Source organism: Streptomyces sp. NPDC001880 (genome assembly GCF_053594575.1).
Window position 1 is genome coordinate 1 of sequence record NZ_JBSFET010000024.1, and the last position, 17,077, is coordinate 17,077.

A 17,077-nucleotide genomic window follows, 5' to 3' on the forward strand; every position below is an offset into this window, starting at 1 on the left:
GGCCCGGGCCGCCGCCGCGCTCGCCGCGGCCGGTGCGCAGGCCCTGGCCCGTTCCGATCTGCACTGGGCCCAGGGCCTGTTGGAGCGTGCCGCGGACCTGCACCCGGCCGGTGACCCGGCCGCGGCACCGACGTTGCGGCGGCTCGGCGAGGTGCGCCTCGCGCTCGGCCGTTCCGAGGAGGGGGAGCGCCTGCTGCGGCAGGTGCTGGCCATCAGGACCGCGCCGGTGGAGGCCGCGCACGCCCGGCTCGCGCTGGCGGTGCTGGACCCGGCCTCGGTGAGCGTGTCGGCCACGGCCCGGTCGGCGCTGCCGCTCTTCGAGTCCGCCGGGGACTGGGTCGGGCAGGCACGGGCCCGGCTGCGGCTCGCGCAGCGGTTGCAGCTGGCGGGCCGGCACGAGGAGGCCGACCGGGATCTGACCCTGGCCCTGGACCACGCGGTGCGGGCCGAGGCCGAACCGGAGCGGGCGGCGGCGCTCGGGGCCATCGGGATCTCGTTGTGGCGCGGCCCGGAGCCGGTACCGGTCGCGGTGACCCGCTGCCGTGACCTGCTGGCCGCGCACGGCGCCGGCCGCCCCGCCGTACGGACCACGCTGAACTGTCCGCTGGCCGTGCTCCACGCACTGCACGGCCGGGCGGACCGGGCCGGGGAGTGCCTGGCCGAGGCGGAACGGCTGGCCGACGAGCTGGGGTACGCGGAGGCGGAGGTCTTCCTTCCGGTGTTCCGGGCGACGGTCGAGTCGCTGCTCGGGCACACCGGCCCGGCCCTGGACCTGCTCGTCCGGGCGGACCGTGCGGCAAAGCGCGGCGGGGCCCGGTCCATGCGCACGGCCATCGCGCTGGAGGCGGCCCGGCTGCTGCTCGACGACGACCGACCGGACGACGCGGGTCCGTGGCTCGAAGGGGTCGGTGAATCGCAGCCGTTGCCGCACGCGGACCGGGTGGACCTGACGGGGCTGCGGGCCCGGCTGGCGGCGGGGGCCGGGGACGCGGAGACGGCCCTGGGCCACGCGGACCGTGCCGTGCGCGACTCCCTGCTGACCGACTCCCCGCTGGTGCGGGCCACCGCATCGCTGGACCGGGCGCGGACGCTGGCGCTGCTGGGCGACACGGCGGGCGCGGCGGCGGCGGCGCGGGAGGCCCGGGAGGGGTTCGCGGAGAAGGGACATCTGCCGGGCGAACGATGGGCCGCACGGCTCGTCGCCGGACCGGCGGCGGCCACGACGGAGAAGAGCTGAGGATGACGACCACGGACACGGCACCGGGGCCGGGACTGACCTGGAGTCTGCGGGGACGCGGACCCGACGACGTGGCGGTCCTCGCGGACCCGGGCCCCGGGCACGGGGACGGGGACGGAGCCGTACCGGGTACCGGGCGGGGCGTGCGGGTCTGCGTGGTGGACTCGGGCGTCGAGCGCGACCATCCGGGCGTCGGCCCGGTCGCGGGCTCATGGGTGGTGGTCAAGGACCCGGAGACCGGCGAGATCGAGGTGCGGCCGACCGACACCGGGGACTCCTGCGGGCACGGCACCGCCTGCGCGGGCATCATCCGGCGGACCGCCCCGGAGTGCGAACTGCACAGCGTGCGGGTGCTGGGCGAGCGGTTCTCCGGCACCGGGGACATACTGCTGGCCGGGCTGCGCTGGGCGGTGGAGCAGGGGTTCGACGTGGTGAACCTGTCGTTGTCCACCACCCGTGCACGGTTCGCCGAGGAGCTGCACGCGCTGGCCGACCACGCCTACTTCAACCGCACGGTCGTCGTCGCCTCCGCGCACAACTCCCCGGTGGAGAGCTATCCGTGGCGGTTCGCCTCGGTGATCTCCGTGGGCAGCCACCAGGAGGAGGACCCGGAGCTGCATCTCTACAATCCCGACCCGCCGGTGGAGTTCTTCGCCCCCGGCCAGAACGTGACGGTGCCCTGGCTGGGCGGCACCTCGATCCGTACCACCGGGAACAGCTTCGCGACCCCGTACATCAGCGGACTGTGCGCGCGTCTGCTCTCGGCCCATCCGAGGATGACGGCTTTCCAGCTCAAGAACGCTCTCTATCTCTCCGCGGCCAACGTGCGGTTCGGTCCGCGGCTTTCGACCCCGGCAGGAGAGGTCTGTGATGACTCCGAGAACTGAATCAGTGTCCGCCGCGGGCGCGGTGCCGACGGCGGACACGCACCGGCGCGAGCTCCTCCAGTCCATTGTCGACGTGGCCCGCGCGATCTTCGGCGCGGCGGCCGGCTCGGTCTTCCTGCTGGACGAGGAGGCGGACGAGCTGGTCTTCCAGGCGGTCTCCGGCCAGGGCGAGGAGTTCCTGGTGGGCCGCCGGTTCCCGGCCGGCCGCGGGATCGCGGGCTGGGTGGCGACGTCCGGTGAGCCGATGGTGGTGGACGATCTCACCACGGACTCCTCGTTCGACCGTGCGCTCGCCGAGTCCACCGAGTTCGTGCCCAGTGCCCTGATGGCGGCCCCGCTCATCAGTGACGGCCGGGTGCTCGGTGTGCTGGAGGTGCTCGACCCGTCCCCGCGCGCCCGCACGGACATCCGGGAACTGGACCTGCTCGCCATGTTCGCCCGGCAGGCCGCCGCGGCATTGCGGGTGGCGGCGTACGCCCCGTCAGGCGCCGGTGCGCAGGGGCTCGAGCGGCTGGGGCCGCGTCAGCGGGCGGACGCGCTGAGGCTGCTGGGTAGTCTGGAGCAGCTGCTCCGGGAGCCCTGCTGAGCCCCGGGGGCAGGACGCCGACGACGGAAGGACCACGCAGGTGAAGTTCGCCTTCTCGACCCTCGGAGTACCGGGGCTGCCCATCGCCGATGTCGTCCGGCTCGCCGTCGACCACGGCTATCAGGGGGTGGAGCTGCGGGCGCACCCGGAGGAGCCGGTGCACCCGGGCCTCTCCGCTTCCGAACGGGCCGCCGTGGTCGAGGAGTTCGAGAAGGGCGGCGTGGAGATCCTGACCGTCGCCGGGTACGTCCGGGCCGCCGCCGAGGGCGACGACGCGCCGGTGCTGGAGGAGCTCGCCGGGCTGGTGGACCTGGCGCACGACCTGGGTGCGCAGAACGTCCGGGTCTTCCCGGGCGGCGGCAGCCAGGACCCCGCCGTGGCCGACGCGGCCGCTGCCCGGCGGCTGGCCGCCGCCGCTCCGCACGCCGCCGACAAGGGCGTACGCATCCTGCTGGAGACCCATGACTCGCACCGGGCCGGTGTCGATGTGGCCCGGGTCGTCGGGACGGTCGGGCACGGGCAGATCGGCGCGCTGTGGGACATCATGCACACCTGGCTGGCGGGCGAGGAGCCGGCCGCGAGCCATGCGGTGCTGGCCCCGCACCTGGGCTACGTACAGGTGAAGGACATCGCGTCGGCGCAGGACATCGAGCCGTTGGCGCTGGGGGCCGGGGTGCTGCCGCTGGGGGCCTGCCTGGACACGCTGGACCCGGACAGCTGGGTCTGCTGGGAGTACGAGAAGCGCTGGCACCCGGGGGCGGCGGAGCTGCCGGGCCTGCTGGACGCCGGGCGGGAGCATCTGTTGCGGCTGGGCACGCCCGAGCAGTAGGCGGCGCACGGGCCGGGGCGGCACGCGGCTGGTTCAGGCGGCCCGCGCCGGCTCCGCCTCCCGCTCCGGGGCCTTCGGCGTCGGGGTGCGCGGGCGGCGCGTCCCCGCCAGTGAGGTGAGGGCCACCCCGCCGACCAGCAGCGCCGCCGCGCACCACCGCAGCGGGCTCACCGGCTCCCCGAGCAGGAGCGCGGCCGAGGACATCCCGAAGACCGGGACGAGCAGGGTGAACGGGGCCACCGAGGAGGCCGGGTGGTGGCGCAGCAGGAAGCCCCAGGCGCCGAAGCCGAAGACGGTGGTGATCCAGGCGACGTAGACGATGATCCCGGCGCCGCTCCAGTCCAGCGCGGCCAGCGCCTCCTTGTCGCGGTCCCAGCCCTCGAAGAGGAGGGAGAGGCCGAGCAGCGGGAGGACGGGCACGGTCGAGACCCACACCATGAAGTTGAGCGAGTCCGGCGGGGCCGCCTTGCGGGTCAGTACGTTGGACACGCCCCAGCAGGCCGCCGCCGCGATCACCAGGACGAAGGCGAGCACGGGTCCGCCCGCGCCCTCGTCGACCGCCGCGACCCCGATGCCCGCGAGGGCCACCCCCATCCCCGACACCCGCACCCTTCCCGGGCGTTCGCCGAGGGCGATGGCGGCGAAGAGGGCCGTGAAGACTGCCTGGACCTGGAGCACGAGGGACGAGAGGCCGGCGGGCATGCCGCGGTCCATGCCGATGAAGAGCAGCCCGAACTTCGCCACCCCGAGGACCAGCCCGACGCCCACGATCCACTTCCACGCGACCTTGGGCCGGCCGACGAAGAAGACCGCGGGCAGGGCGGCGGCCAGGAAGCGCAGGGCGGAGAAGAGCAGCGGCGGGAAGTGCCCGAGGCCGACCTCGATGACGACGAAATTGACACCCCAGACGGCGGCCACCAGGGCGGCCAGGGCGATGTGGAGGGGACGCATGCACCGAGGATCACCCGCGCCGACCATGTAGCACCAGCGCCGATTTCTTCATGGTGGAATTGAGCGTCGCTAATGAATCGCCCATGAATGGCACAGGAGGTCCGGTGCTCGATCTGGCCCGGCTGCGCGCCCTGCACGCCGTCTCTGTCCACGGCTCGGTCGCGGGGGCCGCCGCCGCGCTCGGCTACACCCCGTCGGCGGTCTCGCAGCAGATCACCAAGCTGGAGCGGGAGACCCGTACGACGCTGCTCGAACGGCGCGGGCGCGGTGTCGCGCTGACCGAGGAGGCGCTCCATCTGGCGTCGACGGCCCAGCAGTTGCTGGCGATCGTGGAGCGCGCGGAGACCTCGCTGGAGGAGCGCAGGGGGCTGCCGACCGGGCGGCTGTCGATCGGCGCGTTCGCCTCCGCGGCGCGCGGGCTGCTGCCCGGTGTGCTGGCGGAGCTGGACCGGGACCACCCGGCCCTGGACGTCCGGATGACCGAGGTCGATCCGCATCTCTCGGTCGACCTGGTGGCCAAGGGCGTGATCGATCTGGCGGTCGCGCACGACTGGGACATCGCCCCGCTGCCCGCCCCCGAGGGCGTGGCGCAGGCGGTGATCGGTGACGACCGCTGCGATCTGCTGGTGCCCGAGGGGCATCGCCTGGCCGGGCGGGAGGCGGTGCGGCGCGAGGAGCTGGCGGGCGAGCGGTGGATCTGCCAGCCGCAGGGGACGGTCTGCCACGACTGGCTGGTACGGACGTTGCGGGCGGCGGGCCACGAGCCGGACATCCGGCACCGGGCGGAGGAGAACCACACCCAGCTGGCGCTGCTGGCCGCCGGCCTCGGGGTCGCGATGATCCCGCGCCTGGGGCGGGGGCAACTGCCGCCGGGGGTGGTGGCGGTGCCGCTCGATCCCGTACCGGTGCGACGGCTGTACGCGCTGTGGCGTACGGAGGCGGCCCGGCGGCCCGCGATCACGGCGGCGGTCTCCGCGCTGCGGGCGCACGGCGCCGCGGTGGGGCTGGGGCAGGACTGAGGCGGGGCCGGGGCGGGGGCGGGGCCGGGGCGGAGGCGAGGTGGGGCCGAGGCGGGGCTGGGGCGGGGACCTGCCACGCCGGGCGTACTCAAAACGGTCCAGACCCTTGACCGGAAGTTATTTTCTGGATATCCGTGCTCCTTGGCAGTTTCTTTCACCCCCTCGTCCCCGAGTACGGCCGAAGGAGCTCACGTGCACCACCGCACCTCCAGACGCACCCTCCTCACCGCCACCGCCGCGACGGCAGTCGCCGCTGTCACGGGCGCGGGCCTCGCGCCCGGCGCGGTCGCCGCCCAGCGGTCCGCGAGCAGCGGACAGTACAACTCAGCCGCCACCACCAAGCGCCTCAAGCGGATCATCTCCAAGATGACCCTGGAGGAGAAGGTCGGGCAGCTCTTCGTGATGCGGGTGTACGGGCACTCCGCCACCGACCCCGACCAGGCCGACATCGACGCCAACCTGGCCGAGATCGGGGTCCGCACGGCCGCCGAGATGATCGGCAAGTACCACGTCGGCGGGATCATCTACTTCGCCTGGGCGCACAACACCCGCGACCCGCACCAGATCGCCGATCTCTCCAACGGCATCCAGCGCGCCGGTCTCGCCGGCCCCACCCCGCTGCCGCTCCTCGTCTCCACCGACCAGGAGCACGGCATCGTCTGCCGGGTCGGCGAGCCCGCCACCCTGATGCCGGGCGCGATGGCGCTGGGCGCGGGCGGCTCGCGCTCCGACGCCCGCCGGGCCGGGCAGATCGCGGGCGCCGAACTGGCCGCGCTCGGTATCAACCAGAACTACGCCCCGGACGCCGACGTCAACGTCAACCCGGCCAACCCGGTGATCGGCGTACGGTCCTTCGGCTCCGACCCGCAGTCCGTGGCCGGCATGGTCGCCGCGCAGGTGAAGGGGTATCAGAGCAGCGGAATCGCCTCGACGGCCAAGCACTTCCCGGGCCACGGCGACACCAGCACCGACAGCCACACCGGCCTGCCCGTCATCAACCACACCCGGGAGCAGTGGGCCGAGCTGGACGAGCCGCCGTTCCGGGCCGCGATCGCCGCGGGCATCGACTCGATCATGACCGCGCACATCGTGGTCCCGGCGCTGGACCCCGCGGAGGATCCGGCGACGCTGTCCCATCCGATCCTCACCGGCATCCTGCGCGAGGAGCTCGGCTACGACGGTGTCGTGGTGACCGACTCGCTCGGCATGGAGGGGGTGCGGACGAAGTACGGCGACGACCGCGTGCCGGTCCTCGCCCTCAAGGCCGGCGTCGACCAGCTGCTCAACCCGCCGAGCCTGGACGTCTCCTGGAACGCCGTCCTGGAGGCCGTGAAGAACGGTGAACTCACCGAGGCCCGGCTCGACGAATCGATCCTGCGCATCCTGCGGCTGAAGGCGAAGCTCGGGCTGTTCGACGACCCGTTCGTCAGCCACTCGGGGGTGGACCGCACCGTCGGCACCCAGGCGCATCTCGCCGCCGCCGACCGGATCGCCGAGCGCACCACCACCCTGCTCGCCAACGAGGGCGCGGTGCTGCCGCTCTCCCGCCGCTCCCACAAGAACCTGCTGGTGGTCGGCGCCGACCCGGCCTCCCCGTCCGGCACCACGGGACCGCCGACCACCACCCTGGCCACCGCCTTCGGCGAACTGGGATACGCGGCGACCGCGTTGTCCACCGGCACCGCCCCCGCCAAGGCGAAGATCGACGAGGCGGTGGCGGCCGCGCAGGGCAAGGACGCGGTGGTCGTGGCGACGTACAACGTCTCGGCGACCAGCTCGCAGCGCACCCTGGTGAGCGCGCTGGCGGCCACCGGCATCCCGGTGATCACGGTGGCGATCCGCAATCCGTACGACATCGCCCAGCTGGCCGGGACCGGGTTCGCGGCGAACCTGGCCACGTACTCCTGGACCGATGTCGAGCTGCGGGCCGCCGCCCGGGTGATCGCGGGCCGCGCCGAGCCGCGGGGCACCCTGCCGGTCCCGGTGCAGCGCGCGGACGATCCGGCCCGGGTGCTGCACCCGGTCGGCTACGGGCTGACGTACTAGCCGGAACCACGGACGGAGGGGCCGTGCGCCGCGCGCACGGCCCCTCCCCCTGCTCGCGGGACCGCGTGCCCAGGCCCGCAGGCCAGCAGGTCAGCAGGTCAGCAGGTCAGCAGAGAATCCAGCCCGTGGAGCCCGACTTCCCCGAGATGCTGGCCGAGGCCCTGACGCACCGGTTGAGCGCATGGACCGTCACCGGGCCGGCCTGCTTGGTGTATTTGCCGCTGTCGACGACGGGGCTGCCGCCGCGTGCCTGGATCGTCACGGACATCTGCCGGCGCGGGCCCGGCTTCTTGGCGACCGCCAACGCGCAGGCGTAGGAACGGCTCTTGTAGACACGCAGCTCGCCGGTCTTGAACGGGACCGTCTTCGCGGGGCGCCCGGCGCAGACCGCGGCGGCGTCGGCGCTGCCGACCGCGGGACCGCCGAGCACCAGGCCGAGGGCGGCCACCAGCGGCAGGACCAGCGAGCACATCAGCATCCGGCGGCCGCTCCCGCTTCCACTCCCCCCTCTGCCGCCACCCTCGTCAGGCATTTCGACCTTTCCGGACTTTCTCGTCCCTCTGATCACCAGCAACCCCATCACCAGTCGAACGCTTGCACCCCTGCTCGGCGCATACGCATACATGCGTACGACGCAGGAGGCCATCCGAAGGTTGCATTCGGCGCGCTCCACCCCCGGCACAACCGAATCGCCACAGCATGACTGCAACCGGACAGAGCCACACGAAAGGCAGGAACTGTCATGCTTCAACTCCGCACCGCACAGGACCCCCGCAGCCGACGCCTCATCGGCCGGACGCTGCTCGCCTCCGCTCTCCTCACCGCCGTCGCCGCGGTCCCGGCCATCGCCGCGGCCCCGCAGGCACCGCGGCCCCCGGCGGCCGCGGCGTCGGTACGCAGTGACCTCGGCACCCCCGCCTACCAGCAGGTCGCCCACTTCTACGGCGCCTACATCGATGCCGTCTCCGCCGAGGACGGCGGCCGGTTCGCCGCCGCCCTGAGGACCTTCTATCTGACCCCTCAGCTGCGCTTCGAGCTGAACGCCTGGGAGCAGCGCAACCACACGGACGGGGTGCTCCGCGCCCAGAACACCCCGCTCGCCTTCCGGGTCACCCCGGGCGACAGCGGCGCCGGCCACACCTGGTCGACGGTGCGGCTCACCTGGAGCGGCGGCGAGCACCCCACGTACTCGTACCTGACCGTGCGTTCGGACCTGGGGACCGGGAAGATCTCCGGCATCGGCCAGTGACCCGGCGGGCGGGCCCGCCGCTCACACCCCGGCGGGCTCGTCCTCCCCGATGAAGGTGCGCCACAGCACGGCGTAATGCCCGTCCCTGGCCAGGAGTTCGTCGTGCGTGCCGTCCTCGACGACCCGGCCGTGGTCCATCACCACGACCCGGTCGGCACGGGCGGCCGTGGTCAGCCGGTGGGCGACGACCAGGGTGGTGCGGCGGCCGGTGAGCCGGTCGGTCGCCTGGTTGACCAGGGCCTCGGAGGCCAGGTCCAGGGAGGCGGTCGCCTCGTCGAGCAACAGGACGTCCGGGTCGACGAGTTCGGCACGGGCCAGCGCGATCAGCTGGCGCTGACCGGCCGAGAGGTTGCGGCCCCGCTCGGCGACCTCGTGCAGATAGCCGCCGTCCAGCGTGGCGATCATGTCGTGGGCGCCGACCGCCCGCGCCGCCGCCTCCACCTCGGCGTCGGTGGCCTCGGGCCGCCCGTAGGCGATGGCGTCGCGGACCGTGCCCGCGAAGAGGTACGCCTCCTGCGGCACGACTCCGAGCCGGTGCCGGTACGCGGTCAGGTCGAGGCGGCGCAGATCGGTGCCGTCCGCCGTGACCCGGCCGCTCGTCGGGTCGTAGAACCGGGCGACGAGCTTGACGAGGGTGGACTTCCCCGCGCCGGTCTCGCCGACGAACGCGACCGTCTGGCCGGCCGGTATCCGCAGGTCGACGCCGACGAGGGCCTCCTCGGCGTCGTCGCCGGAGCCGTACGCGAAGGACACGTCCTCGAAGGCGATCTCACCGCGCAGCGACCGCACGTCCAGCGGTTCGTCCGCGGCGTCGGTGGAGGTCGGCTCGCGCAGCAGTTCCTGGATGCGGCCGAGGGAGACGGTGGCCTGCTGGTAGCCGTCGAAGACCTGGGAGAGCTGCTGCACCGGGGCGAAGAACAGGTCGATGTAGAGGAGGTAGGCGACCAGCGCACCGGTGGTGAGCGTGCCGTTGTCGACCCGGCCCGCGCCGACGATCAGGACGGCCGCCGCAGCCACCGAGGACAGCAGCTGCACGAACGGGAAGTAGACCGATATCAGCCACTGGCCGCGGACCCTGGCCTCGCGGTAGTGGTCGCTGCGCTCCGCGAACCGGGCGGCGCCGTCGGCCTCGCGGCGGAAGGCCTGCACGATCCGCAGCCCGGAGACGGACTCCTGGAGGTCGGCGTTGACCACGCTGATGCGTTCGCGGGCCAGCTCGTACGCCTTCACGCTCCTGCGGCGGAAGAAGAACGTAGCGATGACCAGCACCGGCAGCGTCGCGAAGACGACGAGGGCCAGCTGCACGTCGAGGACCAGCAGCGCGACCATGATGCCGAAGAAGGTGACGACGGAGACGAAAGCCGTGACCAGTCCGGTCTGCAGGAACGTCGACAGCGCGTCCACGTCCGTCGTCATCCGGGTCATGATCCGGCCGGTCAGCTCGCGCTCGTAGTAGTCCAGCCCGAGCCGCTGGAGCTGCGCGAAGATCTTCAGCCGCAGTGAGTACAGCACCCGTTCGCCGGTGCGGCCCGTCATCCGGGTCTCACCGATCTGGGCGGCCCACTGCACGAGGACGACCACGAGGGCCAGCGCGGAGGCCGCCCAGACGGCGCCGAGCGCCAGCTGCGAGACACCCTGGTCGATGCCGTGCCGGATCAGGACCGGCAGCAGCAGACCGGCGCCCGCGTCGATCGCGACCAGTACCAGGCTCACCAGCAGCGGCAGTCCGAAGCCGCGCAGCAGCCTGCGCAGCCCGTAGGAGTCCTCGGCGCAAACGGCCCGCGCCTCGTCGATGCCGGGGGTGTCGGTGGCGGGTGGCAGCGCCTCGACCTGGGCGAGCAGTTCGGGGGTGGCGGGCATGCCGGCCGCCCCGGTGTCGCGCGGCTCCTCCTTGCGGACCCACAGGTGGGGGCTGATGCCGCGCTCGGCGTCGAACTCGGCGTCCAGCTCCTCCTGGAGCGCGCGCTCGTCCTCGGGGGTCGTGCCGGCGGCGGGGGTGAGCCGGTGGTGTCCGGGCGAGGTGCCACCCAGCTCGTCCGGGTCGGTGAGCAGCCGCCGGTAGAGCGGGGAGCGGCGCTCCAGCTCCTCGTGGGTGCCGATGTCGGCGAGCCGGCCGTTCTCCAGGACGGCGATCCGGTCGGCGAGGCCGAGGGTGGAGCGGCGGTGGGCGATCAGCAGGGTGGTCCGCCCGGCCATCACCTGGCGCAGCGCCTCGTGGATCTCGTGCTCGACGCGGGCGTCGACGGCGGAGGTGGCGTCGTCGAGCAGGAGCAGCCTGGGGTCGGTGAGGATGGCGCGGGCGAGCGCGACGCGCTGGCGCTGGCCGCCGGAGAGGGTGAGGCCGTGCTCGCCGACCTTGGTGTCGTAGCCCTCGGGCAGGTCCGCGATGAACCGGTCGGCCTGGGCGGCGCGGGCGGCCTCCTCGATCTGTTCCTGGGTGGCGTCGGGGAAGCCGTAGGCGATGTTGGCGCGGACGGTGTCGGAGAACAGGAAGCTGTCCTCCGGTACGAGCCCGATGGCGGCGCGCAGGGACTCGTGGGTCAGCTCGCGGACGTCGTGGCCGCCGACCAGGACGGCGCCGTGCGTCACGTCGTAGAAGCGGGGCAGCAGCAGCGAGACGGTGGACTTCCCGCTGCCGGACGCGCCGACGAGGGCGACGGTCTCGCCGGGCTCGATGGTCAGCGAGAACCCGTCGAGGACGGGGCGCTCCGGGGCTCCGCCTGCCAGGTCCTCGTCACCGGCGGAGGCGGGGCGCGACGGAGCGTAGCCGAACCGTACGTCGTCGAACTCGACGCTCGCGGGGGCGTCGGCCGGGAGTTCCTTGGTGCCGTCCTTCATGGTCGGCTCGGTGTCGATGAGTTCCAGTACGCGCTCGACGCCGGCCCTGGCCTGCTGTCCGACGGTGAGGACCATGGCGAGCATCCGGACCGGGCCGACGAGCTGGGCGAGGTAGGTGGAGAACGCGACGAAGGTGCCGAGGGTAATCTCGCCCCGGGTGGCGAGCCAGCCGCCGAGGGCCAGCATCGCGACCTGGCCGAGCGCGGGGACGGCCTGGAGGGCGGGGGTGTAGAGGGAGTTCAGCCGGATGGTCCGCAGCCGCCCGGCGAACAGCTTCCGCCCGACCTCGCGCAGCTTGCCGGTCTCCTGCTCCTCCTGCCCGAACCCCTTGACGACCCGGACCCCGGAGACGGCCCCGTCGACGACTCCGGCGACGGCGGCGGCCTGCCCCTGGGCGTACCAGGTGGCGGGGAAGAGCCGGGCGCGGGAGCGGCGGGCGATGAACCAGAGGGCGGGGGCCACGGCTATCGCGACCAGGGTGAGCAGTGGCGAGAGCCACGCCATGATCACCAGGGAGATGATGAAGAGCAGTACGTTCCCGATCGTCATCGGGAGCATGAACAGGAGTCCCTGGATGAGCTGAAGGTCGCTGGTGGCGCGCCCGACGACCTGGCCGGTGGACAGCTCGTCCTGCCGCTTGCCGTCGAGGCGGGTGATCGTTCCGTACATCTCGGTACGGAGATCGTGCTGCACGTCGAGGGCGAGCCGGCCGCCGTAGTACCGGCGGATGTACGTGGCCACGTACACCAGCACGGCGGCGGCCATGAGAAGCCCGGTCCAGACGGCGAGGGACCGCGTGTGGCCGACGACGACGTCATCGATGATCACCTTGGTGATCAGCGGGACGAGGGCCATCACCGCCATGCCCGCGAGCGACGAGCCGAGCGCCAGCAGCACGTTGCGCCGGTAGCGCCATGCGTAGCCGCAGAGCCGCCGGGCCCATCCCGGGGCCTGTGTCGCGCTCTGTACGTCCCCTGCGTCCGCCACCGGTGCCTCCCGTCAGACCTGCTCTACCGGAATGCACCAACGCGGTGGGCAGCAGATTTCATCCCGCGGTCACAAAAAACGGGCCCGCGGTCGTAGGCCGGTGCGACGCCCTGCCTACGACCTGGGTACGCCGTCCGCTGCCCGGCTACGGCCGCGGTGTCGCGGTGAGCATGCGTACCGCCGGGGCCTCCGGTACCGCGGGCACCGCTTCCTGCGGGGCGGCGGGCGGGGCGATGGTGGCGGTCGTCTTCGCGGCGACGGCCGGGTTGAGGTCCTTGTGCACGGCGCGGGCGACGGCCTGGATGGTGTTGATGCCATCGTTCATCGTCTTGTTGTCCTGCGTGAGCACGGTGATCCCGTAGTCGTGCCCCTTGCCTGTGAAGGCGCCGATGCTGTGCACCCGCCAGCCGTGGGTGGCGCGCGGCAGCCAGCCGTTCTTGACCTGGACGGTCACCCCGGACGGGGCTCCCGCGGGTGTGCCCCAGCGCTGCGAGGAGACGACCTTCTTCATCAGCCCCAGCTCGTAGGAGCGCGAGTTGTCGCTCAGCACGGAGTTCTTGGCGGTCAGCAGGGTCAGCAGCCGCAGCTCGTCCTGGGCGGTGATCCGGGTCAGCCCCCAGTAGCCACCGGAGCCGGGCACGGTGTGCGTCATCCCGGCGGCCTTGAGGAACGCCTTGACCTTGGTCACCCCGAGCTGCTTCCACAGGCTGGTGGTCGCGTTGTTGTCGGACTTGGTGATCATGGCGGTGGCGAGGTTGATCTCGCGCTGGGTGAGATAGCGGTTGTGCTTCTTGTTGTCCCAGAGCAGCGTCGCCAGCACGGTCGCCTTCACGATGCTGGCGGAGTCGTATGTGCTGGTCGCCCGCAGGGAGCAGTTGGTCCTGGTCGTGCGGTCGTAGAGCGCCACGGCCGTCGTCGACTTGCGGCCCTTGAGCGCGGCGGCGATGTCCTTCGACAGCTTGGCGGCGAGCCCCGCCTTCCCGGACGTGCAGCTCACCGTCGGCGTCGCCGCCGACGCGGCGGGCGCGGCGCCGAGCGCCACCGGTGCGAGCACGCCCGCGGCGAGCGCGACGGACAGCGCGCCGCGCGCACGGCGCGATATGTGGGATCCAGACATGCGGCTTTCCCCGTCCCCTGCAGTCATCTGTGCGGGCGCGCCCCCTGCACGCCCGCAAGGAATGACTCCCTGGCGTACGAAGAGTTGTACGAGGCACGGGTCATGTGACGGGGTTGTGACGAGGGGCACCGCCGACGCTCCGCCCCGACGCCGGGGCGGGCCCCGGAGTACGTGCCGTGGGTGCGTGATTCAGCCGGCCTGGAGCGGTCGGGGGACGGGCAGCCGTGACGTTGACGACCTGTTGGGCGGGGGCGCGGGTTCCGGCTGTCCGTGGCTCACGGCCCACCGGCGGCACGAACGGACCCGCCCACGCATCCGGATCACGGCCCACCGGCGGCACGAACGGACCCGCCCACGCATCCGGATCACGGCCCACCGGCGGCACGAACGGGCCCGCCCGCGCATCCGGGTCCGGGTGCGCGGGCGGGCAGCGGGCGGGCCGCCTCCTGCAGTTGCGTCGGCTCGAACATCCTCAGCAGGCCGGGAGCACGACCACCGAAGGGCCCGGCCGGGCGAAGGACCTCGCCAGGCCGAAGGTGAGCGTCCCGGGGGTGAGCCGCGGCCGCTCGTCGTGGTGGTCGTGGCTCACTTCGTACGGGTCTCTGCGATCTGACGGGACATGACCGTCGTCAGCTCGTACGCCGTGTGGGAGGCGGCGACGGAGGTGATCTCGGCGTGGTCGTACGCGGGGGCGACCTCGACCAGGTCGGCGGAGACAAGGTTGCAGGAGGACAGGCCGCGGACGATTTCGAGGAGCTCGCGGGAGGTCAGACCGCCGGCCTCGGGGGTGCCGGTGCCGGGGGCGTGGGCCGGGTCCAGGACGTCGATGTCGATGGAGATGTAGAGCGGCCGGTCGCCGATGCGCTGGCGCAGCTGGTCGGCGACCTCGTCGACGCCGCGCCGCATGACGTCGGCGGAGGTGACGATGCCGAAGCCCATCTTCGCGTCGTCGTCCAGGTCCTGCTTGCCGTAGAGCGGGCCGCGGGTGCCGACGTGGGAGAGCGCGGAGGTGTCGAGGATGCCCTCCTCGACGGCGCGGCGGAACGGGGTGCCGTGGGTGTACTCGGCGCCGAAGTAGGTGTCCCAGGTGTCGAGGTGCGCGTCGAAGTGGAGCAGGGCGACCGGGCCGTGCTTCTTGGCGACGGAGCGCAGCAGCGGCAGCGCGATGGTGTGGTCGCCGCCGAGCGTCATCAGGCGGGCGCCGGTGGCGAGCAGGTCGTCGGCCGCGGCCTCGATCGTCTCGACGGCCTCGTTGATGTTGAACGGGTTCGCGGCGATGTCACCGGCATCGGCGACCTGGGCGAGTGCGAACGGCGAGGCGTCCTGCGCCGGGTTGTACGGGCGCAGCAGGCGCGAGGCCTCGCGGATCGCGTTGCCGCCGAAGCGGGCGCCGGGGCGGTAGGAGACACCGGTGTCGAAGGGCACGCCGACGACGGCGACATCGGCGGCGGGGACCTCGTCGAGACGGGGCAGCCGGGCGAAGGTCGCGGGTCCGGCGTACCGCGGGACGCGGGAGGAGTCGACGGGACCGCGCGGCGTTTCGTTGCTGCTCATGCGAAGTGCCTTTCCTTCGGGTTTCGTACGTTGTTCGGTGTGGTGTGCGGGGGTGCGAAAGGGCCCCGTGCGGTGACCGGTTCGTTCAGCGGCTCCCCGGCCTCCGCGCCCGGCCCATGGCGAGCACGCCGACCGGACAGGCGATGATCACCGCGTAGTCGACAGCCATGGGCTTCCTCCGTTTCGGTCACAGGTGCACATGTCTCATGCGAAGAAGACGGTAGGTGGCTCGCAGGCGGCACTGAAGAGTACGTTTCATCCATAATCGAATTCCCTGATGGATGGATCGTCCATGTCGGAAGCCACAGGTGGGCCGACCCCGCCGCCCACTCCCCCGATCCCGCTCCGCGAACTGCTCGCCCACGAGGAGCTCGGGCTGCACCGGATCGCGGGTCCGGCCGATGCGGATCTGCTGTGGGTGCACGCCTCGGAGATGGCCGACCCGTACCCGTATCTGCTCGGCGGTGAGCTGCTGCTGAGCGCCGGGGTGCTGCTGAAGGACCCGGACGCATTCGTGGCCCGGCTGGTGGAGGCGGGGGCGGCGGCGCTCGGTTTCGGGGTGACGCCGGTGTTCGACACGGTGCCGCAGGAGCTGATCGAGGCGTGCGACCGGCACGGTCTGCCGCTGCTGGAGGTGCCGCCCGAGACCCCGTTCACGGCGATCGCCCGTGCGGTGTGGCGGCTGATGGCCGAGGCCCGGCACCGCGAGCTGCGGCGGGTGACGCGCGCCCAGCAGGCCCTGGCCACGGCGGCGGCCCGGCCGGACCCGGTCCCGGCGGTGCTGCACCAGCTGGCGGCTCAGCTGGAGGGCCGGGCGGCACTGCTCGCCGCCGACGGCGAGGAGCTGCACGCCTCGGGCCGCCGCCCCGCCCCCGATGTCGCGGCGGCGCTGGCCAGGCTCACCCGGGTGGTCACCGCCGGGACGCGCCCCGGCCCGATGTCCGCCACCGACACGCTGCGGAACACCCGTCTGTCCGCGTACGCGCTGGGCGGCGGGCAGGGGCTCGTCCTGGCGCTGGCGGCGGACCGGCGCGAGGCCGGCGACCACACCATCGCCGGGGTCGCGGTCGTGCTGCTCTCCCTGCTGGCCGCCCCGCACCAGGGAGCCGACGCCGCCGGCCGGTCCGCGGCCCTGGTGCGGATGCTGCTGGGCGCGGACCCGCAGGACATCGCGCCGCTGCTCGGCGGCGCCGAGCTGTGGACGGTGGTGCACGCGCGCCGCAGTGGCAACGGCCCGGTCGACCCGCTCACCACCGGGGCGCTGGGCGCCGCCCTCGGTTCGGCCCTGGTCGACGCGGGCCGGGGCGGCGATGCCGTACGGGTACTGATCCCCGGCACCGACCGGATCACCCCGCAGCCGGGCTGGACCCTCGGCGCGTCCTCCCCCGCGCCCATCACCGCACTCGACCTCGCCGACGGCCAGGCCTCCCGCGCGCTGGGCCGCGCCGTCGCCACCCGCACCCCGCTGGCCCACCACCTCACCGACGCCGCGGCCGGTCTGGCCGCCCTGGTCCCCGCCGACCGCGCCGAGGCGCACGCCCGCGCCCTGCTCGCCCCGCTCACCGAGCCGCTGGCCGAGACCCTGCGCTGCTGGCTGAGCCTGCACGGCAACTGGGACCGCACGGCCGCGGCCCTGCGGATCCACCGCAACACGGTCCGCCAGCGCATCGCCCGCTGCGCGGCCCTGCTGGAGGCGGACCTGGACGACATGGACGTACGGACGGAGCTGTGGTTCGCGCTGCGGCAGCGGTGAACGGCGCCCGTCCGGTCCTCCCGT

Annotated in this window: 12 protein-coding genes and 1 pseudogene; 8 read left to right on the forward strand and 5 right to left on the reverse strand. The window is 73.2% G+C overall.

What is annotated here, in order from left to right:
- The 4 genes and pseudogenes from ACWCQ6_RS16150 to ACWCQ6_RS16165 form a co-directional block, all read left to right on the forward strand.
- Positions 1–1,237, forward strand: a pseudogene (locus tag ACWCQ6_RS16150) (adenylate/guanylate cyclase domain-containing protein); the annotation flags it as partial.
- Between the two features lie 2 nt (positions 1,238–1,239).
- Complete coding sequence (locus tag ACWCQ6_RS16155) at positions 1,240–2,124, forward strand: S8 family peptidase (protein ID WP_451089590.1); 885 nt, start codon at positions 1,240–1,242, stop codon at positions 2,122–2,124.
- On the forward strand, positions 2,108–2,710 hold the full coding sequence (locus ACWCQ6_RS16160; RefSeq protein ID WP_451089592.1) for a GAF domain-containing protein: 603 nt from the start codon (positions 2,108–2,110) through the stop codon (positions 2,708–2,710). The genes ACWCQ6_RS16155 and ACWCQ6_RS16160 overlap by 17 nt, the downstream gene beginning before the upstream one ends.
- 40 nt (positions 2,711–2,750) lie before the next feature.
- Positions 2,751–3,539 carry a sugar phosphate isomerase/epimerase family protein gene (locus ACWCQ6_RS16165; protein ID WP_451089594.1) on the forward strand — a complete coding sequence of 263 codons (789 nt, stop codon included), beginning with the start codon at positions 2,751–2,753 and terminating at the stop codon, positions 3,537–3,539.
- Between the two features lie 33 nt (positions 3,540–3,572).
- On the opposite strand, the gene ACWCQ6_RS16170 is transcribed toward ACWCQ6_RS16165, so the two are convergent.
- On the reverse strand, positions 3,573–4,490 hold the full coding sequence (locus ACWCQ6_RS16170) for an EamA family transporter (protein WP_451089596.1): 918 nt from the start codon (positions 4,488–4,490) through the stop codon (positions 3,573–3,575).
- 104 nt (positions 4,491–4,594) lie between these two features.
- On the opposite strand from ACWCQ6_RS16170, the gene ACWCQ6_RS16175 reads away from it, so the two are divergent.
- Entirely contained in the window at positions 4,595–5,509 is a 915-nt protein-coding gene (locus tag ACWCQ6_RS16175) for a LysR family transcriptional regulator (protein WP_451089734.1), read from the forward strand.
- A 192-nt stretch (positions 5,510–5,701) separates the two neighbouring features.
- Complete coding sequence (locus ACWCQ6_RS16180; RefSeq protein ID WP_451089598.1) at positions 5,702–7,555, forward strand: glycoside hydrolase family 3 protein; 1,854 nt, start codon at positions 5,702–5,704, stop codon at positions 7,553–7,555.
- A gap of 106 nt (positions 7,556–7,661) precedes the next feature.
- Here ACWCQ6_RS16180 and ACWCQ6_RS16185 read toward each other — a convergent pair whose 3' ends face one another.
- Positions 7,662–8,033, reverse strand: a complete 372-nt coding sequence (locus tag ACWCQ6_RS16185) for a hypothetical protein (RefSeq protein ID WP_451089600.1) — start codon at positions 8,031–8,033, stop codon at positions 7,662–7,664.
- A gap of 264 nt (positions 8,034–8,297) precedes the next feature.
- On the opposite strand from ACWCQ6_RS16185, the gene ACWCQ6_RS16190 reads away from it, so the two are divergent.
- Positions 8,298–8,804, forward strand: a complete 507-nt coding sequence (locus tag ACWCQ6_RS16190) for a hypothetical protein (RefSeq protein ID WP_451089602.1) — start codon at positions 8,298–8,300, stop codon at positions 8,802–8,804.
- Between the two features lie 21 nt (positions 8,805–8,825).
- On the opposite strand, the gene ACWCQ6_RS16195 is transcribed toward ACWCQ6_RS16190, so the two are convergent.
- The 3 genes from ACWCQ6_RS16195 to speB all read right to left on the reverse strand — a co-directional run bounded on the left by ACWCQ6_RS16195 (position 8,826) and on the right by speB (position 15,300).
- Complete coding sequence (locus tag ACWCQ6_RS16195; protein ID WP_451089604.1) at positions 8,826–12,629, reverse strand: ABC transporter ATP-binding protein; 3,804 nt, start codon at positions 12,627–12,629, stop codon at positions 8,826–8,828.
- A 145-nt stretch (positions 12,630–12,774) separates the two neighbouring features.
- A complete protein-coding gene (locus ACWCQ6_RS16200; RefSeq protein ID WP_451089606.1) occupies positions 12,775–13,746 on the reverse strand; it encodes a serine hydrolase in 972 nt (323 codons plus the stop codon).
- Positions 13,747–14,331: 585 nt separating this feature from the next.
- Positions 14,332–15,300, reverse strand: a complete 969-nt coding sequence (speB, locus tag ACWCQ6_RS16205) for an agmatinase (RefSeq protein ID WP_451089608.1) — start codon at positions 15,298–15,300, stop codon at positions 14,332–14,334.
- A gap of 277 nt (positions 15,301–15,577) precedes the next feature.
- Here speB and ACWCQ6_RS16210 point away from each other — a divergent pair, with 277 nt between their 5' ends.
- The gene (locus ACWCQ6_RS16210; RefSeq protein ID WP_451089610.1) at positions 15,578–17,053 is read left to right on the forward strand and encodes a PucR family transcriptional regulator; all 1,476 of its coding nucleotides are present in this window, start codon (positions 15,578–15,580) and stop codon (positions 17,051–17,053) included.
- The last annotated feature ends 24 nt before the right edge of the window (positions 17,054–17,077 follow it).

Bases quoted from the DNA above. Each gene is read 5' to 3' on its own strand.
- ACWCQ6_RS16155 (WP_451089590.1), top strand. From the start codon at position 1,240: ATGACGACCACGGACACGGCACCGGGGCCGGGACTGACCTGGAGTCTG.
- ACWCQ6_RS16160 (WP_451089592.1), top strand. From the start codon at position 2,108: ATGACTCCGAGAACTGAATCAGTGTCCGCCGCGGGCGCGGTGCCGACG.
- ACWCQ6_RS16170 (WP_451089596.1), bottom strand. From the start codon at position 4,490: ATGCGTCCCCTCCACATCGCCCTGGCCGCCCTGGTGGCCGCCGTCTGG.
- ACWCQ6_RS16185 (WP_451089600.1), bottom strand. From the start codon at position 8,033: ATGCTGATGTGCTCGCTGGTCCTGCCGCTGGTGGCCGCCCTCGGCCTG.
- ACWCQ6_RS16190 (WP_451089602.1), top strand. From the start codon at position 8,298: ATGCTTCAACTCCGCACCGCACAGGACCCCCGCAGCCGACGCCTCATC.
- ACWCQ6_RS16200 (WP_451089606.1), bottom strand. From the start codon at position 13,746: ATGTCTGGATCCCACATATCGCGCCGTGCGCGCGGCGCGCTGTCCGTC.
- speB (WP_451089608.1), bottom strand. From the start codon at position 15,300: ATGAGCAGCAACGAAACGCCGCGCGGTCCCGTCGACTCCTCCCGCGTC.
- ACWCQ6_RS16210 (WP_451089610.1), top strand. From the start codon at position 15,578: ATGGATGGATCGTCCATGTCGGAAGCCACAGGTGGGCCGACCCCGCCG.